The organism is Natronorubrum daqingense (assembly GCF_001971705.1).
GTDB classification, from domain to species: domain Archaea; phylum Halobacteriota; class Halobacteria; order Halobacteriales; family Natrialbaceae; genus Natronorubrum; species Natronorubrum daqingense.
This window is the reverse complement of the sequence record NZ_CP019327.1, coordinates 2099381-2116334: the sequence shown is the minus strand read 5'-3', so window position 1 is coordinate 2116334 and position 16954 is coordinate 2099381. Positions and strand designations below refer to the sequence as shown.

Here is a 16954-nt window from a genome sequence, read left to right as displayed (position 1 = left end):
GACGAGAATACTTAAGCGGGTGGCAAGACCACTGTCGTGGTATGGCGATCGATACGATACTGCTTGCAGTCGGGCCGATGGATACCGTCCGTGCCGAGGAACTCGCGGATACCGTCCTCGAGATCGCAGACCCTCTCGACGCGTCGGTCGTGATCGGACACGCCTTCACGGCTGACGAATACGAGGATATCTACGACGACCTCGATCTCGACGCGCGCGTCGACGACGTCGATCCGGACGAGGTCGCCAGGCGACGCTCGCCGGTGGGAGACCTGGCGGACATCTTCGAAGACGCCGGCGTCGACTACGAGATCCGTGGTGCACTCGGCGACGTCAGCACCAAAGTCGTCGACATGGCGATCGACGTCGACGCGGATCGGATGGTCGTCGGCGGTCGCCGGCGCTCGCCCGCAGAAAAGGCCGTGATGGGATCCGTCTCACAGGAAATCATTCTGCAAGCACCCTGTCCGGTAACGTACTTCCGCGATCTCGACGTAATGGAGTAACTCGAGGCCGCACACCGTCGAGGCAATCCGCTCGCTCTCGTCTTTCTCGCCGTTCGTTGTTGTCGCTGCTCTTCGCTCTCGTCTCGACTCGTGAGGTTCACACTCGGTCGTGTCGATACCGGTCGCGAGTGGCGCTGCTGGCCGCGAGTGGCGCCCTCGAGTACTGCAGGGGGTCCAATTATCGCCGCTGCTCGTGTGAATTCCCAGATGGGCGAGAATCGACCCGACGAACCGACCGGCACTATCGTCGTTGCAACGTTTCTCACGCTCGATGGCGTGATGCAGGCACCGGGTGGCCCCGAGGAGGACCGAGCGGGAGGTTTCGAGTACGGCGGGTGGTCGGTCACCTACTGGGACGAACTGATGGGTGAGCGCATGGACCGCCAGTTCGCCGAGGCCGACGCGTTGTTACTCGGCCGGAAGACGTACGAACTCTTCGCATCCCACTGGCCCAACGTCGACCCCGAGGACGACCCGACCGCAAACCGGCTGAACGCCATGCCGAAGTACGTCGCCTCGCGAACGCTCGAGGAGGTGACGTGGACCAACTCGACGCTCCTCTCGGGCGACGTCGCGGACGCTGTGGGTGACCTCGAATTGGATCCCGACGATGTGCTCGTGGTTCAGGGAAGCCACGATATGATCCAGTCACTGCTCGCTGCCGACCTCGTCAACGAGTTCTGGCTCTGGGTCTTCCCGCTGGTGCTGGGGGAGGGAAAGCGACTGTTCGCCGACGGAACGATCCCTGCTGCCCTCGAGTTGCAGAACGCGGAGACCTCGAGTACGGGTGTCCAGATGCTTCGATACGAGCGAGCGGGCGACCTCGAGTACGGTTCGTTCGCAGTGGACGCCGGGGAGGACGAGTCGGCGTCGAGTGAGTAGCGTGAGAGGGTCGCCAGCCGAGTAGCGCGAGAACGTAGGGCGAACCGGCTATCAGAAACGTTGACTGTTTCGAAATACTACTCGCCCGCGAGTATGTGTAGTTAAGTACGACGGCGGCTGTCCCTCAGACAGGATGGACTACTATGCGGGCGTCGATCTCGGTGCGACGAACGTTCGAGCGGTCGTCGCAGAACCCGACGGAGCGACGATCGGCTCGGCTCGCCGATCGACGCCGCGCGGCCCGACGGGGATCGACGTAACGGAGGGCGTCCTTCGAACGCTTCGAAACGCGTGTGACGACGCCGGAATTGCCCCCGAGGAAATCGTCGCCGCGGGAATCGGCTCGATCGGCCCGTTCGACCTCGCAGAGGGTGCCGTTATCGATCCCGCGAATCTCCCGGACTCGATCGACCGAATTCCGTTGACTGGACCGCTCGAGAAACTGATCGACAGCGACGAGGTCTACCTGCACAACGACACTACGGCGGGCGTCATCGGCGAGCGGTTTCACGCCGTTAGCAACCCGGACGATATGGCCTACATCACGATCTCCTCGGGGATCGGTGCCGGGGTCTGCTGTGACGGCGAGATCATGGACGGCTGGGACGGCAACGCCGGGGAAGTCGGCCACTACGTCGTCGACCCCCACGGCAGGCTGACCTGTGGCTGTGGCCGCGACGGCCACTGGGAAGCCTACTGTTCGGGGAACGCGATCCCGAACTACGCCAGACTGCTCGCCGAAGACGACCCGACGATCTCGACCGATCTGCCGCTCGAAGGCCCTGATTTCACCGCAAAGGACGTCTTCGCGCTGGCCGGCGACGACGAGCTAGCCGATTACGTCATCGACCAACTCGCCCACTGGAACGCGATCGGCGTCACGAACGTCATTCACGCGTTCGCACCGATCGTGGTCTCCTTCGGCGGGGCCGTGGCCCTACACAACGAGGAGTTAGTTGTCGATCCGATCCGCGAACGAGTCGCGGAACTGGTGATGACGAACGTCCCCGAAATTCGCGTCACCGATCAGGGCGACGACGTGGTGGTTGAGGGCGCGCTCGCCAGCGCGTTGACCGGCGGAACGGGCGACCGTCGACGGCTGTGAGCAAATCGACCGACGACGACCGTCTTCCCCCAGTCGAGAAACCGGCACGAATCGAGACTGACCACGTCTTTCTTGCTCGTTCGACCCGTGGACGACGTATGCAGCGGAGATCCTTCCTCCGGGCCGGCGCTGGCGCGGGCGGATCGCTCCTCCTCTCTGAGGCGCTCGTCTCGTCGTCCCCTGCAGCCACGGCTGTCGCGGCCGAGTCGACGCCCTCCGGGTACGAACCGCTCGGTCGCGTCGAGGTCGACGGTGCAACCGAAGCCGTCGTCGGCGACGACGGCGATACGGTGTACGTCGCCGCGGCCGACGGCTTCGCGACGGTCGATATCAGTGATCCCTCCGACCCCGAGGTCCTCGCGGAGGAGTTCATGCTCGAGGTCGATGGAACCCCGTTTCGCGAGATTCTCGACGTCAAAGTCGACGGCGACCGCCTCGCCGTCGTCGGCCCGGCCAACAGGACGGACGAGGACGTCTTTCACGGCTTCGAACTCTACGACGTGAGCGACCCCGCCGAACCGACCGTCGTCGCGGACTACGAAACCGGTTTTCACATCCACAACTGCTTTCTCGAGGACGATCTGCTCTACGTAGTGGCCAACGGCGAGGACGATAACCCGCTCGTGATCTACGACGTGAGCGACGACGAGGTCGACGAAATCGGGAGCTGGTCGCTCCTCGAACGCGAACCCGACTGGGAGGACGTCTACTGGCTCGCACGGTACAACCACGACGTCTACGTCCACGACGACATCGCGTACCTCGCTCACTGGAACGCCGGCACCTACCTCGTCGACGTCAGCGACCCGAGCGAACCGACGTACCGCTCGCACGTGAGCGACGCGACGCTCGAGGAGTCACTCGAGTTGTCGGACCAAGATGCTCAACTCGGCCTCCCGGGGAACGACCACTATTCGGCTGTCGACGACACCGGCGACCTCCTCGCGGTGGGTCGGGAGGCCTGGGAGACGGGCGGCGACGACCCCGACGGCCCCGGCGGGATCGACCTCTACGACGTGAGCGATCCGGACGAGCCAGAATCGCTCGCGTCGATCGACGCCCCGGCCGCCGGCGACGCAACCTACGACGGCGGAGAGTGGACGACCGCACACAATTTCGAACTCCGAGACGACCGTCTCTACTCCTCGTGGTACCAGGGCGGCGTCAGGATACACGACGTGAGCGACCCCGCAGAGCCCGAGGAACTCGCCCACTGGCGTGATACCGATACGGCCGGCTTCTGGACCGCTCGAGTCGCCGACCCCGGCGAGACGTTCGTCGCGAGCAGCACGCAACTGATCCCGGGCGCGGACACCGAGGGCGCCCTCTACACCTTCTCGATCGACATCGACGCGGGCACCGCTGAAAGCCTGTTCGAGGCGATCCCGGGCGGTGGCGTCACCGCCGGTGCTGCTGGCATTACCGGTGGGGTCGTCGCCCTCGAGTGGCTGCGCCGACGTAACTGGCGCAACAACGGTGAGTCTGCTGGCGAACCCGCCGGTGAAGGTGAGTAAACCATCAGGATCGATCCTGATGGATGGTAGCGAGTGTCAAAACCTTATTCACCGCTCGAGCGCGTACGTCGAACCATGACACCTCCCGACGCCGCATCCGACGCGTCCGGTGACGCCGACGCCGCAGACGGCGAGCGGTCGCTCAAAGAGCGCGTCGAAGCGTGGCTCAGTCGCGAGATGCCGATCATCCAGATGCACGGCGGGACGAGCGCCGTCCGCGAGGCCGACCCCGAAACAGGCGAAGTCATCGTCGAACTCGGCGGCGGCTGTAAAGGCTGTTCAGTCAGCGGCATTACGACGAACAACATCGAGGCCGAACTCATCACGTGGCCCGAAATCGACGAGGTCACCGTCCGCGTTCCCGACGCTCGAGAGAGCCTCGGTGGCCCCGATCAGGCCGAATCGATCATGGGCGTCGACCGGACGGAAGGTGGTCGCGGTGACTGGGGTTCGTCGAACCCGGGGAAAGACCACCTCTAGTTGGCCTCCCTTTCGGGCCTCGAATCGTGCCCCTGCCAGCGTCGTTCGCCGCCTGCTCGCCGCTCGCCTCGAGTATGGTTCACGGTAACAGGGGCGGAGAGTTTTGGGAAGTCCTATATCCTTTTACGCGCCCATTACGGACTCGTACACCATGACGACGTGTGGACGCTTGCGACACGGAGGTGACGGCAGTGAGTAACGACCCCGCCGACGACGAGAAAGCGGAAACAGACGGCGGCGTTCGTGCCTACACCGTCCGCCTCGAACTCGTCGACGAACCTGGCGAGTTACTTCGCGCGCTCGCACCGATCGCCGACAACGGTGGAAACCTGTTGAGCATCCACCACGAACGCGGAAGTATCACTCCTCGCGGACACATTCCCGTCGAGGTCGACCTGGAAAGTCCGCCGGACAGATTCGACGGCATCGTCGAGGCCCTTCGCGACGCCGGCGTCAACGTCATTCAAGCCGGTGCCGAACACTACGGCGAGGAGATCAGCGTCGTGTTGGTCGGTAACATCGTCGAAACCGATCTCTCGGACACGCTCTCGAAGATCGAATCCGACGCGAACGCCGTCGTTCGCGACCTCTCGCTGACGGCTCCCGACGGAACGGAAGCCGTCTCGAGCGCTCGCATTCGACTGGCGATCGACTCCGGCCAATCCGACGCCGCGCTGTCGGCGATTCGCTCGATCGGTTCGGACAAAGAGCTCACCGTCGTCGAACCGCTTCTCGGAGGTGAGACCGCATGAAACTCGCAATCCTCGGTGCTGGCGACGTCGGCCGATCGGTCGCCGACCTCGCCGGTGACTACGGCCACGACGTCGTCGCGCTCGCCGATTCGACCACCGCAACGGTCGACGACGATGGCATCGACATCGACGGCGCACTCGAGCGCAAACTCGCCGGAGACGCCCTCGGCTCCAGTGACCTCGAGACAGTCTTCGAGGCCGACTACGACGTGCTCGTCGAGGCGACGCCGACGACCCTCGGCGACGCCCAGCCCGGCTTTTCACACACCAAACGCGCACTCGAAGCCGACCGCCACGTCGTGTTAGCGAACAAAGGTCCCGTCGCAGAACGCTACGAAGAACTCCGCGCACTCGAGGCGGCCAGTGCCGGCTCGATCCGGTTCGAAGCGACCGTCGGCGGCGCGATTCCGATCCTCTCGACGGTCGAGGATTCCACGCCACAGGCCGTAACGGCCGTCCGAGGGGTGCTCAACGGTACCGCGAACTTCATCCTCACCCGGATGGCTGCCGAGGGGCTCGACTACGAACACGTTCTCGCAGAAGCGCAGGACCTCGGCGTCGCCGAGGCTGATCCGACGTTCGACGTCGACGGCACCGACGCCGCGCTCAAGTTCGTCATCCTCGCGAACGTTCTCGCGGACGGCGGCTTCGCACTCAATGACGCGACCGTCGACGGCATTCAGAACATCCCCGGCAGCGCACTCGACCTCGCCGCCGAGGACGGCCGAACGATTCGCCTCATCGGTGAGGCGACTCGCGACGGTGTCCGCGTCGGACCACGACTCGTCCCCGAAAACGGGCCGCTCGCCGTCACCGGCACGCGAAACATCGTCCAGATCGAAACCCGAAACGCCGGGTCGTTACACTCGAGCGGTCGCGGTGCGGGTGGCCCGGAGACGGCGACGGCCGTGCTCTCCGACGTCGGCAGGCTCCCACCGCTGTAGGCTCGCGATGTCGGTCTGGAAACTGCATCGTTCGTCACTGCTCGAGTGCTGTTCGTGTCGACGAATCGTGAGTACGTCGACGCGGGTGACTTTCGGTCTCTTCTCACGATTGAAATCGTAACGAAGGTCCCTCCGTCGGCCAAACAAACCAGTTGTAGTGCGCCACGTCCATCGTGTGAATGCTAGTCAAACCGCACGAAAGCGTCGGGTTCGGGAGAATTCGCTTTCGAAATGGTTTTAACCGCAACGGGCAAACTACACCGATATAAGCGCCTCTGCGCGTGAGCTACAACAATGAGCGAACAACATCAAAACTTGGCCATCATCGGCCACGTCGACCACGGGAAGAGTACGCTCGTGGGACGCCTCCTCTACGAGACGGGGAGCGTACCAGAGCACGTCATCGAACAGCACCGCGAAGAAGCAGAAGAGAAGGGCAAAGGCGGCTTCGAGTTCGCCTACGTCATGGACAACCTCGCCGAAGAGCGAGAGCGTGGTGTTACCATCGACATCGCCCACCAGGAGTTCTCGACGGACGCCTACGATTTCACCATCGTCGACTGTCCTGGTCACCGCGACTTCGTCAAGAACATGATCACGGGCGCATCCCAGGCGGACAACGCCGTCCTCGTCGTCGCCGCCGACGACGGTGTCGCGCCCCAGACCCAGGAGCACGTGTTCCTGGCTCGGACCCTCGGTATCGACGAACTCATCATCGGCGTCAACAAGATGGACGTCGTCGACTACAAGGAGGACACCTTCGACGAGGTCGTCGAGGAAGTCAACCAGCTGCTCAAGCAGGTTCAGTTCCAGACCGACGGTGCCTCGTTCATCCCGATTTCGGCATTCGAAGGCGACAACATCGCCGACGAATCCGGCGAGACGCCGTGGTACGACGGACGTACCCTCCTCGAGGCACTCAACGACCTGCCAGCGCCGGAGCCACCAACGGACGCGCCGCTTCGGCTCCCAATTCAGGACGTATACACGATTTCGGGAATCGGGACCGTCCCAGTCGGCCGAATCGAGACCGGTATCATGAACATCGGCGACAACGTCTCCTTCCAGCCATCGGACGTCGGTGGCGAAGTGAAGACGATCGAGATGCACCACGAAGAGGTGCCAAAAGCAGAGCCGGGTGACAACGTCGGATTCAACGTTCGTGGCATCGGTAAGGACGACATCCGCCGCGGTGACGTCTGTGGCCCGGCCGACGAGCCACCGAGCGTCGCCGAGACGTTCCAGGCACAGGTCGTCGTCATGCAACACCCATCCGTGATCACGGCTGGCTACACGCCAGTCTTCCACGCCCACACGGCACAGGTCGCCTGTACCATCGAATCCATCGACAAGAAGATGGACCCCGCAAGCGGTGAAGTCGCCGAGGAGAACCCCGACTTCATCCAGTCTGGTGACGCTGCTGTGGTCACGATCCGACCACAAAAGCCACTCAGCATCGAGCCATCGAGCGAGATCCCAGAACTCGGGAGCTTCGCCATCCGTGACATGGGTCAGACCATCGCGGCCGGCAAGGTCCTCGACGTCGACGGCAAATAAATGCAGCAGGCACGCGTTCGACTCGCAGGCACGAGTCCAGACGACCTCGACGATATCTGTGACGACGTCCGCGAGATTGCGAACAACACCGGCGTCAACCTCAGCGGTCCGATCCCACTGCCGACGAAGACCCTCGAGGTGCCGGCCCGGAAGTCGCCTGACGGCGAAGGCACTGCAACGTGGGAGCACTGGGAGATGCGCGTCCACAAGCGCCTGATCGATCTGGACGCCGACGAACGCGCACTCCGCCAGCTCATGCGCATTCAGGTGCCAAACGACGTCTCGATCGAGATCGTCCTCGAAGACTAACGGCCGATCGCGGTCAGATTCGTTTTCACCTTTCGTACCCAACCCAGCGGTAGCGCTATCATTGCAACTTCGCCCATCCGAAGTAGCCGATCCGACGATACTGAATCGCCCCCTGGTTCTCCACTCTTAGTGACCTACTCACCCCGTACTGAACCGCTCACTCGAGGACCTCGAGGAGTAGATTCCCGACGCTCACCGGACGACACCTGAAAAACAGCGACTATTGCAGAGACTTTTGGTTCGTGACGTTGCACGTACGAGCATGGCTGGTCGCTCGCACTCACGAGTGAAACCCTCTCCAAACCCGTTCCCAGAGTCGAGTCCCGACGATGGATCCACAGCTACCGGCTCGAGTGGCGCTATCGTCGATCTCTTGGTCGTGTTCGCCGTCGTCTTCTTCGTTTACCACCTCGCGTTGATCGTCGGGCTAGGACTCGTGGCTGGATTGTTCGTCCTGTCACCGCCAGTGACCGATAACCTCCTGTCGGTCGTCGCGAGCGTCTACGCGCATCAGGGGCTCGGACACCTACTGTCGAACAGTATCGCGCTCGTCGTCTTCGGCTGGCCCGTCGCTCGAGCGACCACTCGAGTTCGATTTCACGCGTTCTTCCTCCTGACGGGGGCGATTGCCGGCCTCTCACAGATCGTTCTAACGAACGCCGCAGCGGCGGCACCGATATTCGGCGTCCCCGGAACCGGAGGCGTCATCGGCGCCAGCGGCGGCGTCTTCGCCTTGTTGGGCTACCTGATCGCGTCGAACCGACTGTCGGCCGGACTCGCGTCGTTCGTCGAGGTTCCACAGTGGCTGACGGCCGTCGTCTTCGTCGGTCTCGCAGCCGCCGTAACGTTGGCGACTGCTGGCCCCGGGATCGCACTTCTCGCCCACTTCACCGGCTTCTTAGTCGGGATGCTCGCCGGGCGCGCTCGCATCTTGCACGTCGGAACTTCCGCGAGCCGGTGAGCATCGACTCGAGGCACGACGGCCGGTTGGATCGCTTTGCATCTAAACTCGGCGGCCGTCGTCTAATCTCGAAGCATAAGCTACAAATAGATCTCGCGGGTAGAAACGGTCGCGGGCTCGTAGATCAGTGGTAGATCGCTTCCTTCGCAAGGAAGAGGCCTCGGGTTCAAATCCCGACGAGTCCACTTCTTCACGTCGCTTCGCTCGTTCAGTCGTGGACTCGTCGAACATCGCAAACGCTTCGCGTTTGCTCAATCCCGACGGGTCCATCGGAGCGAGTTCTATGAGCGAGAATGGTCGAGGCGGGATTTGAAGCCTGGACGTCGCAGTGCCAGCGTCTCGAGCACTCGTCTTTTCTCGAGGTCACATCCCGGTGTCTTTGAGAGGGAACCGAGCAACTGCTCGGCAAACTGTGTCTTCTCGAGTCTACTCTTTCATGTCGCTTCGCTCGGTCAGTCGTGGACTCGTCGAAGCGTCATACTCGAGACACGATTTCTGTTGAAAACACGCTTCAGAACGGATAATACAATTGAATGCCGGTTTTTCTGCCAGTAAGTATATTTTGTCTTGCTCGAACTCCCTTACTGACGGGGATTGGGATACTGTCGTCGCCGGCAGGTTCCATCCGATATGAGACAATTACAACGTCCCCGTCACCGATCACGCACAACCCAACGTCACCACCCTATCGCACCTACCGATAACGACCCCGTGCGGTTGAAACGCTCGGAAGGGGGAGGGGAGGCGGTAACGTCGGCTCACCACCGACGTCTATCGTGATTTTTGTCCGAAACGTGGGTGCGTCTCGACACACGACCAGCGTCGTCTATGCTGTCGTTTCACTCGCTACTCACTGGTCCACGGACGGAGATGTTCGGTTTGTAGTAGGGAGAGTCCACGACTCACGGTTCGATCGACATCACTTACGACGACTTTGACGCTATTCTTCGATGTCTCTGTTCTCGAGACGAACGTCGTCACGGGTCCTCAGTCCGTTCCCTCGAGCCAATCGACGACCCAGTCGACGACACGAGTCGCGATGGTTGTCGCAATTCGGTCGGCCGAATTGGTTAAATCCCAGACGTACTCGCCGTCGCGGGTGATTCGCACCCACTCGACGTAGTCGCTCCGGTCTAATTCGAGTAAGACGTCTTCGAGAAACGCGTCCTCGAGTCGACAACCGAGGGTGGTTTCGATGCGACTGGCAAGTTGGGACGTCGTAACGACGGTGCGCGATTTCTCGGTACTCTTCGTACTGGAAAGTGTCGGCGATGGAGGGGAGGGCGGCCGATCGGTCATCGTCGAAAACCGATTGGCCGCTGTGACCTAATAGTTCTGGTGAACCAGTGTTGACTTCAGAACCTGGAGGCCGCGCATCTTCCGCGCCAGACGATTACACCGTTCGGTGTTGCGTAGCGAATCGCTGCCTCCGTTCGCCACGAACGGAACCTTCACCATCTTCTGTTAAACAATTTATTCAATTTATTTAAAACCGTAATTATTATTTACCGGCACGTCTGAGATAGATGACATGCGATATGTGACATACGTACTCACACCTCAGCAAGGGTATTTCGATCCGGGTGAACAGGTGTTGAGCGAGTACGGCGTCACCCTTCGAACGATCCAGGATACTGATTTCCTCAGTGACGGTACGATCGTGACGCGCCGAGAGATCGTTGGGGATCGGGAGGACGTGACCCGCGCGCTCGAGCATCCGTCGTCGAACGTCTTCGAGTACATGCTCAGTGACGTCAACGAGAGCAAAATCTTGCAGATGCACTACCAGCCAAGCGAGTTGACGACGAATCTCCTCGAGATCCATCAGCGACACGCGGTGTTGCTCGATTATCCGATGGAATACACTGGTCCGAACAATGCACACCTCCGCGTTTCACAGATCGGCAGCGAGAGCGAACTTCGGTCGTTGATCTCCGAAACGCGGGCCCTCACTGACCTGGATATCGAACGACTCGGTCGGTACGATCCCTCCGATGGCCAACCATTGATCGATCTGACGAATCGCCAGCGAGAAGTATTGTCCGTCGCGATCGAGGAAGGATACTACCAGGAACCACGAGAAGTCACGTACCAAGAGATAGCGGACGAACTGGGTTGTTCGGCGGGGACTGTCGGCCAGCACCTTCGTCGAATCGAGTCCCAGCTCATGTCGACGATCGTCCTCGGCGGCACCTCGAGGACGGATCATGGGACGCCGTCGACACCCGATCGAAGCGCTGAAACGAAACCCTCGAGGTAGTGAACCCACCCCAACAGCGTTAGTAGCTGGCTGCCGTCTGTTGACGTATGTCAACGCTCTTCGTCGCGTTAGGAGATCGGCTCCTCGTGTGCCAGACAGACGCCCAACGGGGCAGCGACTGGCGTGTCCTGAGCACCCTCGAGAGTCACGAACTCGAGTGCGTAGTCGCCTCATCAGAACGGCCGGATCGCGCGTTCGCCGGGACGTTCGAGAACGGACTCGTTCGGGTCCACGCACCGACGGACGGCGACGATATCTCGATCGAGCACCTCGAGACACCATTTGTCAGTGACGCCGTGATGTCGCTCGCGATCAGTCCCCACGATCCGGATGTCCTGTACGCAGGAACGGAGCCGAGTCGAATCTACCGCTCCACCGACGGCGGCAACTCTTGGACGCACCTCTCGGACGTGACGGACCTGCCCTCGTCGGACGAGTGGTACTTTCCGCCCCGACCACACACCCATCACGTTCGGTGGCTCGAGGTCGATCCGTTCGATCCGGATCGACTCTACGTCGGTATCGAGGCCGGCGCGTTCGTCTTGAGCACTGACGGTGGTGAGACGTGGGAGGAGCGTCCAGCAGGTTCCCGGCGTGATAACCACACGCTTGCAGTACACCCTGATCGAGAGGGCCGGGTGTACACCGCCGCGGGCGACGGCTACGCGGAGAGCGACGACGGCGGCGAGTCGTGGCGCCGGCCTCAAGACGGTCTCGAGCACACCTACTGCTGGGGGCTCGCCGTCGATCCGTCCGATCCGAACGCCGTGATCGTCTCGAGTGCGAGCGGTGCCTCGAGCGCGCACAGCGTCGACACAGCCGAATCGTACGTCTACCGAAAAACCGACGGCGAGGCGTGGACCCGACTCGACGACCGCGGATTGCCGACGGGGTCGGGTGTCGTCAGAGCCGTCTTCGATACCACCAACGAAGGGAGCGTCTACGCGCTGAATAACCGCGGACTCTTCCGGAGCGACGACTTCGGCGACCGCTGGGAACGACTGCAACTCGAGTGGACGGACGGCTACGAGTCCCAGACGCCGCGCGGACTAGTCGTTCTCGAGTGACGTGTCTCCGATCCGGTGTCGGTCGCGCCTGAATTTGATGTCGGTTGCGCCTGATTCGGTGGCGGTCCCATCGTTCTCCGGTCGAAGTCGGTGAGTGCTTCGAAATCCTTTTAGGCGCTACACGGGGATAGTAGTGTAACTGAGTGATATCATGGACGTCGACATCGTTTCCGAAACGGAAAATCCCATGTTGCATCGTACCGACGTAACCTTCGAACTGGTCCACGAGGACGCGACGCCGTCGCGACTGCAGGTTCGCGACAGCCTCGCGGCGAAACTGAACAAGGACGCCGACGAGGTCGTCGTCCGTAAACTCGACACCAAATTCGGTATGCGAAAGACGGTCGGACAGGCGAAGGTCTACGAGACGGCTGACAACGCCCGAGACGTCGAGCAAGACCACATGCTCGAGCGAAACAAGATCGGCGACGAAGAAGCCGACGCAGAGGCTGAGGCTGATGCCGACGCGGAAGCCGAAGCGGAGGAAGCCTAAGATGGCCCGACACGAACTCTACGGCGACGACGGAACCACGGAGCGAGAACAGTGTCCACGATGCGGAGACGCGTTCCTCGCAGACCACGGTGACCGCACGCACTGCGGTAAGTGTGGCTACACCGAGTGGGAGTAACGGAGCCAACCACTGCGCTCGGTCAGTTTCGACCTCGAGCGCGTAGACACGATACGTGAGTTCTACTACCAGAATTCTCGGGATCGAAGGCACCGCCTGGGCGGCCAGCGCGGCGCTGTACGATTCTGAGTCCGACGACGTATACATCCAGAGCGACGCGTACGAACCCGACAGCGGCGGCATCCATCCGCGCGAGGCCGCAGAACACATGCACGAGGCGATCCCGCGGGTCGTGGCGGACGTCCTCGAACACGCCCGAGAAACGGCTGACAGCGCGAGTGAGCCCCGAGCAACAGACGGTAGCGAGCGCTCTTCTTCGAGCCAGCGGGATTCGCCCATCGACGCCGTCGCCTTCTCACAGGGCCCCGGACTCGGCCCCTGCCTGCGAATCGTCGGAACGGCCGCACGCACGCTGAGCCAGACGCTCTCGGTACCTCTCGTCGGCGTCAATCACATGGTCGCCCACCTCGAGATCGGCCGGCACACGGCCGAGTTCGACTCGCCGGTCTGTTTGAACGCGAGCGGGGCGAACGCCCACCTGCTGGCGTATCGAAACGGTCGCTACCGCGTCCTCGGCGAAACGATGGATACGGGCGTCGGAAACGCGATCGATAAGTTCACGCGCCACGTCGGCTGGTCACACCCCGGCGGCCCGAAAGTCGAGCGGGCCGCGAAAGACGGCGAGTACGTCGACCTCCCATACGTCGTCAAGGGAATGGATTTCTCGTTCTCGGGAATTATGAGCGCGGCGAAGCAGGCGTCCGACGATGGAACGCCTCTCGAGGACGTCTGTTTCTCACTCCAAGAGAACGTCTTCGCTATGCTCACCGAAGTCTCCGAGCGCGCGCTCTCGTTGACCGGGAGCGACGAACTCGTCCTGGGTGGCGGCGTCGGCCAGAACGCCCGACTGCGCGAGATGCTCGCGGACATGTGCGACCAACGCGGGGCCGACTTCCACGCGCCCGAGCCTCGATTCCTCCGGGACAACGCCGGGATGATCGCCGTCCTCGGTGCGAAGATGTACGACGCCGGCGAGACGATCGCGCTCGAGGACTCGCGCGTCGATCCGAACTACCGACCCGATCAGGTCCCGGTCACGTGGCGCAGCGACGAATCCGAACTGGTGGTCGGTCGTGGCGAGGACGAAACCGAGGTTCGAGGCGCGGAGGCGCTCGTCGACCTCGATCCGACGGCGGGACGCGTCCGTAAGCGTCGGGTGGCCAAAACGTACCGTCATCCCGTCCTCGACGACCGTCTCAGACGCGAACGGACGACGCTCGAGGCCCGACTCACGAGTCTCGCTCGCCGCGAGGGGGTTCCGACGCCCGTGCTCTCCGACGTCGATCCACTTGAGGCGACGCTCGAACTCGAGTACGTCGGCGACGCGGACCTCCGCGACGGGTTGTCTCGCGAGCGGGTTCGTGCCGTGGGTCGACACCTCGCGACGCTCCACGAAGCGGGGTTCGTCCACGGCGATCCGACGACGCGAAACGTTCGCGTGAGTCCCGAACGGACGTTCCTCATCGATTTCGGCCTCGGCTATCACACCGACCACGTCGAAGACTACGCGATGGACCTCCACGTCTTCGATCAGAGTCTGGTTGGCACCGCGGACGATCCCGAACTGCTTCGTGATGCTGTCCAAGCGGGGTATCGTGAGGTGGGCCACGAGCGCGTCCTCGAGCGCCTGCGAGATATCGAAGGCCGCGGTCGGTACGTCGAGGAGTGAGCGTTATTCGGCGTCGCTCGTCGTATCGATGCCGAACAGGAAATTCCCGCCACAGAAACTGGTCAGTGCATTTTGGAGGAGCCCGAGGCCGGCAATCGCCGCGATCGCGGCTCTGTCGTACTTGTCCTCGGAGAACGCTGCGCTCGCGACGACGAGGAGCCAAATACCGAGGACCCCTCTCACGATACGGTCTCTCCGGCCGACGTTGCGTTTCATAGCCGATTCTCGACGGACGCGAACAAAACAGTTCGGGCCCGCCAGCGACGGTGATCGACGGCGAGTTTGCACCGCCGCCACTCCCTCGAACACGACCACCCCTGTTTCGACCATGGAGACGAGCACCCAATACTCATATTAGGGGACGCCGTACATTCGCCCATGGCAGACAAACCGACGTCCGGAGAAATTCTCGGGGTACCGTACAACTTCGAACGACCAAGCATGAGCCGCATGCTCTCGTCGTACTGGAAACCGGGCAAGGGCATGCTCGTCGAGAAACCGTTCGGCGTCGGCTACACGCTGAACCTCGCGAACTGGCGCTCGTGGGTCGTCGTCCTCGTCGCCGGCGTCCTCCTCTGGCACCAAGAACAGAGCACCTCGAGTCAAGAACAAGAGACCCAGGACGACCCCGTCGAAGTCATCGTCGACGACGACGAGAACTGAGACGCGGGAACGAAGCCACTCCATTGCCGCCGCACACGCTTTTTCCGCTCGTAGCCAGCCGTGTGGCTAGCTTTCTCTCGATCTTCGATCGCTCGCGTGCAACCGACGACGCTTTGGCGTCACCGAGACGTTGCTCGCACATGACCATCCGATTCGTGACGGGAAACGACGGCAAGGTCCGCGAAGCGCGCGAGTACTTCGAGGGAATCGACACCATCGAACAGATCGAGTACGACTACACCGAAATCCAGAGCGACTCGCTCGAGGAGATCGCGAGACACGGCGCTCGAGAGACGTTCGAGGCGCGCGAGGGTGACGACCCGGTTATCGTCGACGACACGGGACTGTTCGTCGACGCACTGGGTGGATTTCCGGGTCCCTACTCCGCCTACGTCGAGGATACCGTCGGTATCGAACGGTTCTGGCGACTCGCACGCGAGGAAGCGAACCGACGGGCGCGCTTTCGGACGGTGCTCGCCTACGCGGACGCAGACGGGACAGAGACGTTCACGGGATCGGTCGCCGGAACGCTCGTTGCGCCACGCGGTGACGGCGGGTTCGGCTACGATCCGCTCTTCGAGTACAACGGACAGACGCTCTCGGAGATGAGCACCGAGGAGAAAAACGCCATCTCACACCGCGGCCGTGCCTTCGCTGCGTTTGCGGAGTGGTACGCGTCGAACGAGGATTGACTCCGACAGTCTCGGGGCGACTCGAGTGACGCGTTCGACCGGGTCAGTCTCGAGGATCTCGATCGGGTCCCGGATACGCTCCGTCTTCGACTTCTCTATAGACGCTCTCGGGATCGAACAACCGCGCGAAGGCGTCGGGTGGGCGGACGCTCACCGACACGCGTGGTTGGAGCGATAGCGCCGCCTGCGGCGAGCGCAGCGTCTCGTCGTAGGAAAGCAGGTGTGCAGCGTCACCGTGGTAGGCCGAAGCCAGCGCCGGGTGGTCCTCCGGGGGGTGGTCGACGGCGACTCGCTCTGCCTCGAGTCGGTCGCGATGATCGCTCGCCAACTTCGCATCGGCCAGTTCCGTCACGAGTCGTTCGGTTTGCTCGAGCAACGCATCGCTCGCGACGAGTTCGACCCACGAGTGGCGGCGAACGTGATCCAGCGCGTCTCGAGCGTCTCCTCCAACCAACAGGTCGGCTGCGAGCACGTCCGCGTCCGCGACGACGCGCTCGAGACGTGGAGTGTCAGGCATCGCCCTCCTCTGTTCCGGATCTGTCGGATCGTTTCCCGGCCGTTTCTCGTAACTCCTCGAGCGTCACGCTCGATTCGCTGGCTCGATCGAAGAGATCGTCCCAACTCGTGGTCATTGTCGAACGTTGACCCTCGAGCGAGAAAAACGGCGTGTCTCCCGTGTCGAGATGATTTGATATAGCGCTCAATAGTATACGGCCTGTCCGGAACCATTTCTACGTCGGAGTAGCCGACCGTTCTCGAGTTCGTGGTTGTCGTGTAACTGCCCGTCCGGGCGTGTATCCGCCTGTCCAGGGCGTTCGTTAGTATCGCTGACACTCTCAGAACGAGATGGCAGACGGATTCAGCACTTACGCGAGTGGACTTCGTCTCTCGAGGCCGCCATCAG

21 protein-coding genes and 1 tRNA gene are annotated in these 16954 nt (G+C 62.2%); 18 read left to right on the top strand and 4 right to left on the bottom strand.

What is annotated here, in order from left to right:
* Positions 1 to 41: 41 nt before the first annotated feature.
* The 11 genes from BB347_RS10280 to BB347_RS10230 all read left to right on the top strand — a co-directional run bounded on the left by BB347_RS10280 (position 42) and on the right by BB347_RS10230 (position 9195).
* Positions 42 to 506: a universal stress protein gene (locus BB347_RS10280; RefSeq protein ID WP_076581166.1), complete on the top strand. Its 465-nt coding sequence runs from the start codon at positions 42 to 44 to the stop codon at positions 504 to 506.
* Between the two features lie 207 nt (positions 507 to 713).
* A complete protein-coding gene (locus BB347_RS10275; RefSeq protein ID WP_076581164.1) occupies positions 714 to 1388 on the top strand; it encodes a dihydrofolate reductase family protein in 675 nt (224 codons plus the stop codon).
* Between the two features lie 133 nt (positions 1389 to 1521).
* On the top strand, positions 1522 to 2493 hold the full coding sequence (locus BB347_RS10270; protein WP_076581162.1) for an ROK family protein: 972 nt from the start codon (positions 1522 to 1524) through the stop codon (positions 2491 to 2493).
* Between the two features lie 98 nt (positions 2494 to 2591).
* Entirely contained in the window at positions 2592 to 4007 is a 1416-nt protein-coding gene (locus BB347_RS10265) for an LVIVD repeat-containing protein (RefSeq protein ID WP_076581709.1), read from the top strand.
* Positions 4008 to 4082: 75 nt separating this feature from the next.
* Positions 4083 to 4487, top strand: coding sequence for a NifU family protein (locus BB347_RS10260; protein WP_076581160.1), 405 nt, complete (start codon positions 4083 to 4085; stop codon positions 4485 to 4487).
* Between the two features lie 161 nt (positions 4488 to 4648).
* Entirely contained in the window at positions 4649 to 5239 is a 591-nt protein-coding gene (locus tag BB347_RS10255; RefSeq protein ID WP_076581158.1) for an amino acid-binding protein, read from the top strand.
* Positions 5236 to 6183 (top strand): homoserine dehydrogenase, encoded by a 948-nt coding sequence (locus BB347_RS10250; RefSeq protein ID WP_076581156.1) that lies wholly within the window; start codon positions 5236 to 5238, stop codon positions 6181 to 6183. Before BB347_RS10255 ends, BB347_RS10250 begins: the two co-directional genes overlap by 4 nt.
* Positions 6184 to 6477: 294 nt before the next feature.
* Positions 6478 to 7740 carry a translation elongation factor EF-1 subunit alpha gene (gene tuf, locus BB347_RS10245; protein WP_076581154.1) on the top strand — a complete coding sequence of 421 codons (1263 nt, stop codon included), beginning with the start codon at positions 6478 to 6480 and terminating at the stop codon, positions 7738 to 7740.
* Positions 7741 to 8049, top strand: coding sequence for a 30S ribosomal protein S10 (gene rpsJ / locus BB347_RS10240; protein ID WP_076581152.1), 309 nt, complete (start codon positions 7741 to 7743; stop codon positions 8047 to 8049).
* A gap of 262 nt (positions 8050 to 8311) precedes the next feature.
* A complete protein-coding gene (locus BB347_RS10235; protein WP_076581150.1) occupies positions 8312 to 9010 on the top strand; it encodes a rhomboid family intramembrane serine protease in 699 nt (232 codons plus the stop codon).
* 113 nt (positions 9011 to 9123) lie between these two features.
* Positions 9124 to 9195, top strand: a tRNA-Ala gene (locus BB347_RS10230).
* An 802-nt stretch (positions 9196 to 9997) separates the two neighbouring features.
* On the opposite strand, the gene BB347_RS10225 is transcribed toward BB347_RS10230, so the two are convergent.
* Complete coding sequence (locus BB347_RS10225; RefSeq protein ID WP_076581148.1) at positions 9998 to 10309, bottom strand: hypothetical protein; 312 nt, start codon at positions 10307 to 10309, stop codon at positions 9998 to 10000.
* A gap of 232 nt (positions 10310 to 10541) precedes the next feature.
* Here BB347_RS10225 and BB347_RS10220 point away from each other — a divergent pair, with 232 nt between their 5' ends.
* From BB347_RS10220 to BB347_RS10200, 5 genes are all read left to right on the top strand, one after another.
* Positions 10542 to 11270 carry a helix-turn-helix domain-containing protein gene (locus tag BB347_RS10220; RefSeq protein ID WP_076581146.1) on the top strand — a complete coding sequence of 243 codons (729 nt, stop codon included), beginning with the start codon at positions 10542 to 10544 and terminating at the stop codon, positions 11268 to 11270.
* A gap of 47 nt (positions 11271 to 11317) precedes the next feature.
* The gene (locus BB347_RS10215; protein WP_076581144.1) at positions 11318 to 12337 is read left to right on the top strand and encodes a WD40/YVTN/BNR-like repeat-containing protein; all 1020 of its coding nucleotides are present in this window, start codon (positions 11318 to 11320) and stop codon (positions 12335 to 12337) included.
* A 151-nt stretch (positions 12338 to 12488) separates the two neighbouring features.
* Positions 12489 to 12830 (top strand): 30S ribosomal protein S24e, encoded by a 342-nt coding sequence (locus BB347_RS10210; protein WP_076581142.1) that lies wholly within the window; start codon positions 12489 to 12491, stop codon positions 12828 to 12830.
* Between the two features lies 1 nt (position 12831).
* Positions 12832 to 12966, top strand: a complete 135-nt coding sequence (locus tag BB347_RS10205) for a 30S ribosomal protein S27ae (RefSeq protein ID WP_090507336.1) — start codon at positions 12832 to 12834, stop codon at positions 12964 to 12966.
* Positions 12967 to 13021: 55 nt separating this feature from the next.
* On the top strand, positions 13022 to 14695 hold the full coding sequence (locus BB347_RS10200; protein ID WP_076581138.1) for a bifunctional N(6)-L-threonylcarbamoyladenine synthase/serine/threonine protein kinase: 1674 nt from the start codon (positions 13022 to 13024) through the stop codon (positions 14693 to 14695).
* A gap of 3 nt (positions 14696 to 14698) precedes the next feature.
* Here BB347_RS10200 and BB347_RS10195 read toward each other — a convergent pair whose 3' ends face one another.
* A complete protein-coding gene (locus tag BB347_RS10195) occupies positions 14699 to 14911 on the bottom strand; it encodes a YgaP family membrane protein (RefSeq protein WP_076581136.1) in 213 nt (70 codons plus the stop codon).
* Positions 14912 to 15073: 162 nt separating this feature from the next.
* Between BB347_RS10195 and BB347_RS10190 the strand changes: the two genes are divergently transcribed.
* Positions 15074 to 15358, top strand: a complete 285-nt coding sequence (locus BB347_RS10190) for a DUF5808 domain-containing protein (RefSeq protein ID WP_076581134.1) — start codon at positions 15074 to 15076, stop codon at positions 15356 to 15358.
* 140 nt (positions 15359 to 15498) lie between these two features.
* Entirely contained in the window at positions 15499 to 16050 is a 552-nt protein-coding gene (locus BB347_RS10185; RefSeq protein ID WP_076581132.1) for an XTP/dITP diphosphatase, read from the top strand.
* A gap of 43 nt (positions 16051 to 16093) precedes the next feature.
* Here the strand turns inward: BB347_RS10185 and BB347_RS10180 are convergent, their stop codons facing one another.
* Entirely contained in the window at positions 16094 to 16567 is a 474-nt protein-coding gene (locus tag BB347_RS10180) for a DUF7384 family protein (RefSeq protein ID WP_076581131.1), read from the bottom strand.
* Complete coding sequence (locus BB347_RS19805; protein WP_257787605.1) at positions 16560 to 16682, bottom strand: hypothetical protein; 123 nt, start codon at positions 16680 to 16682, stop codon at positions 16560 to 16562. Before BB347_RS19805 ends, BB347_RS10180 begins: the two co-directional genes overlap by 8 nt.
* Positions 16683 to 16954 lie beyond the last annotated feature (272 nt).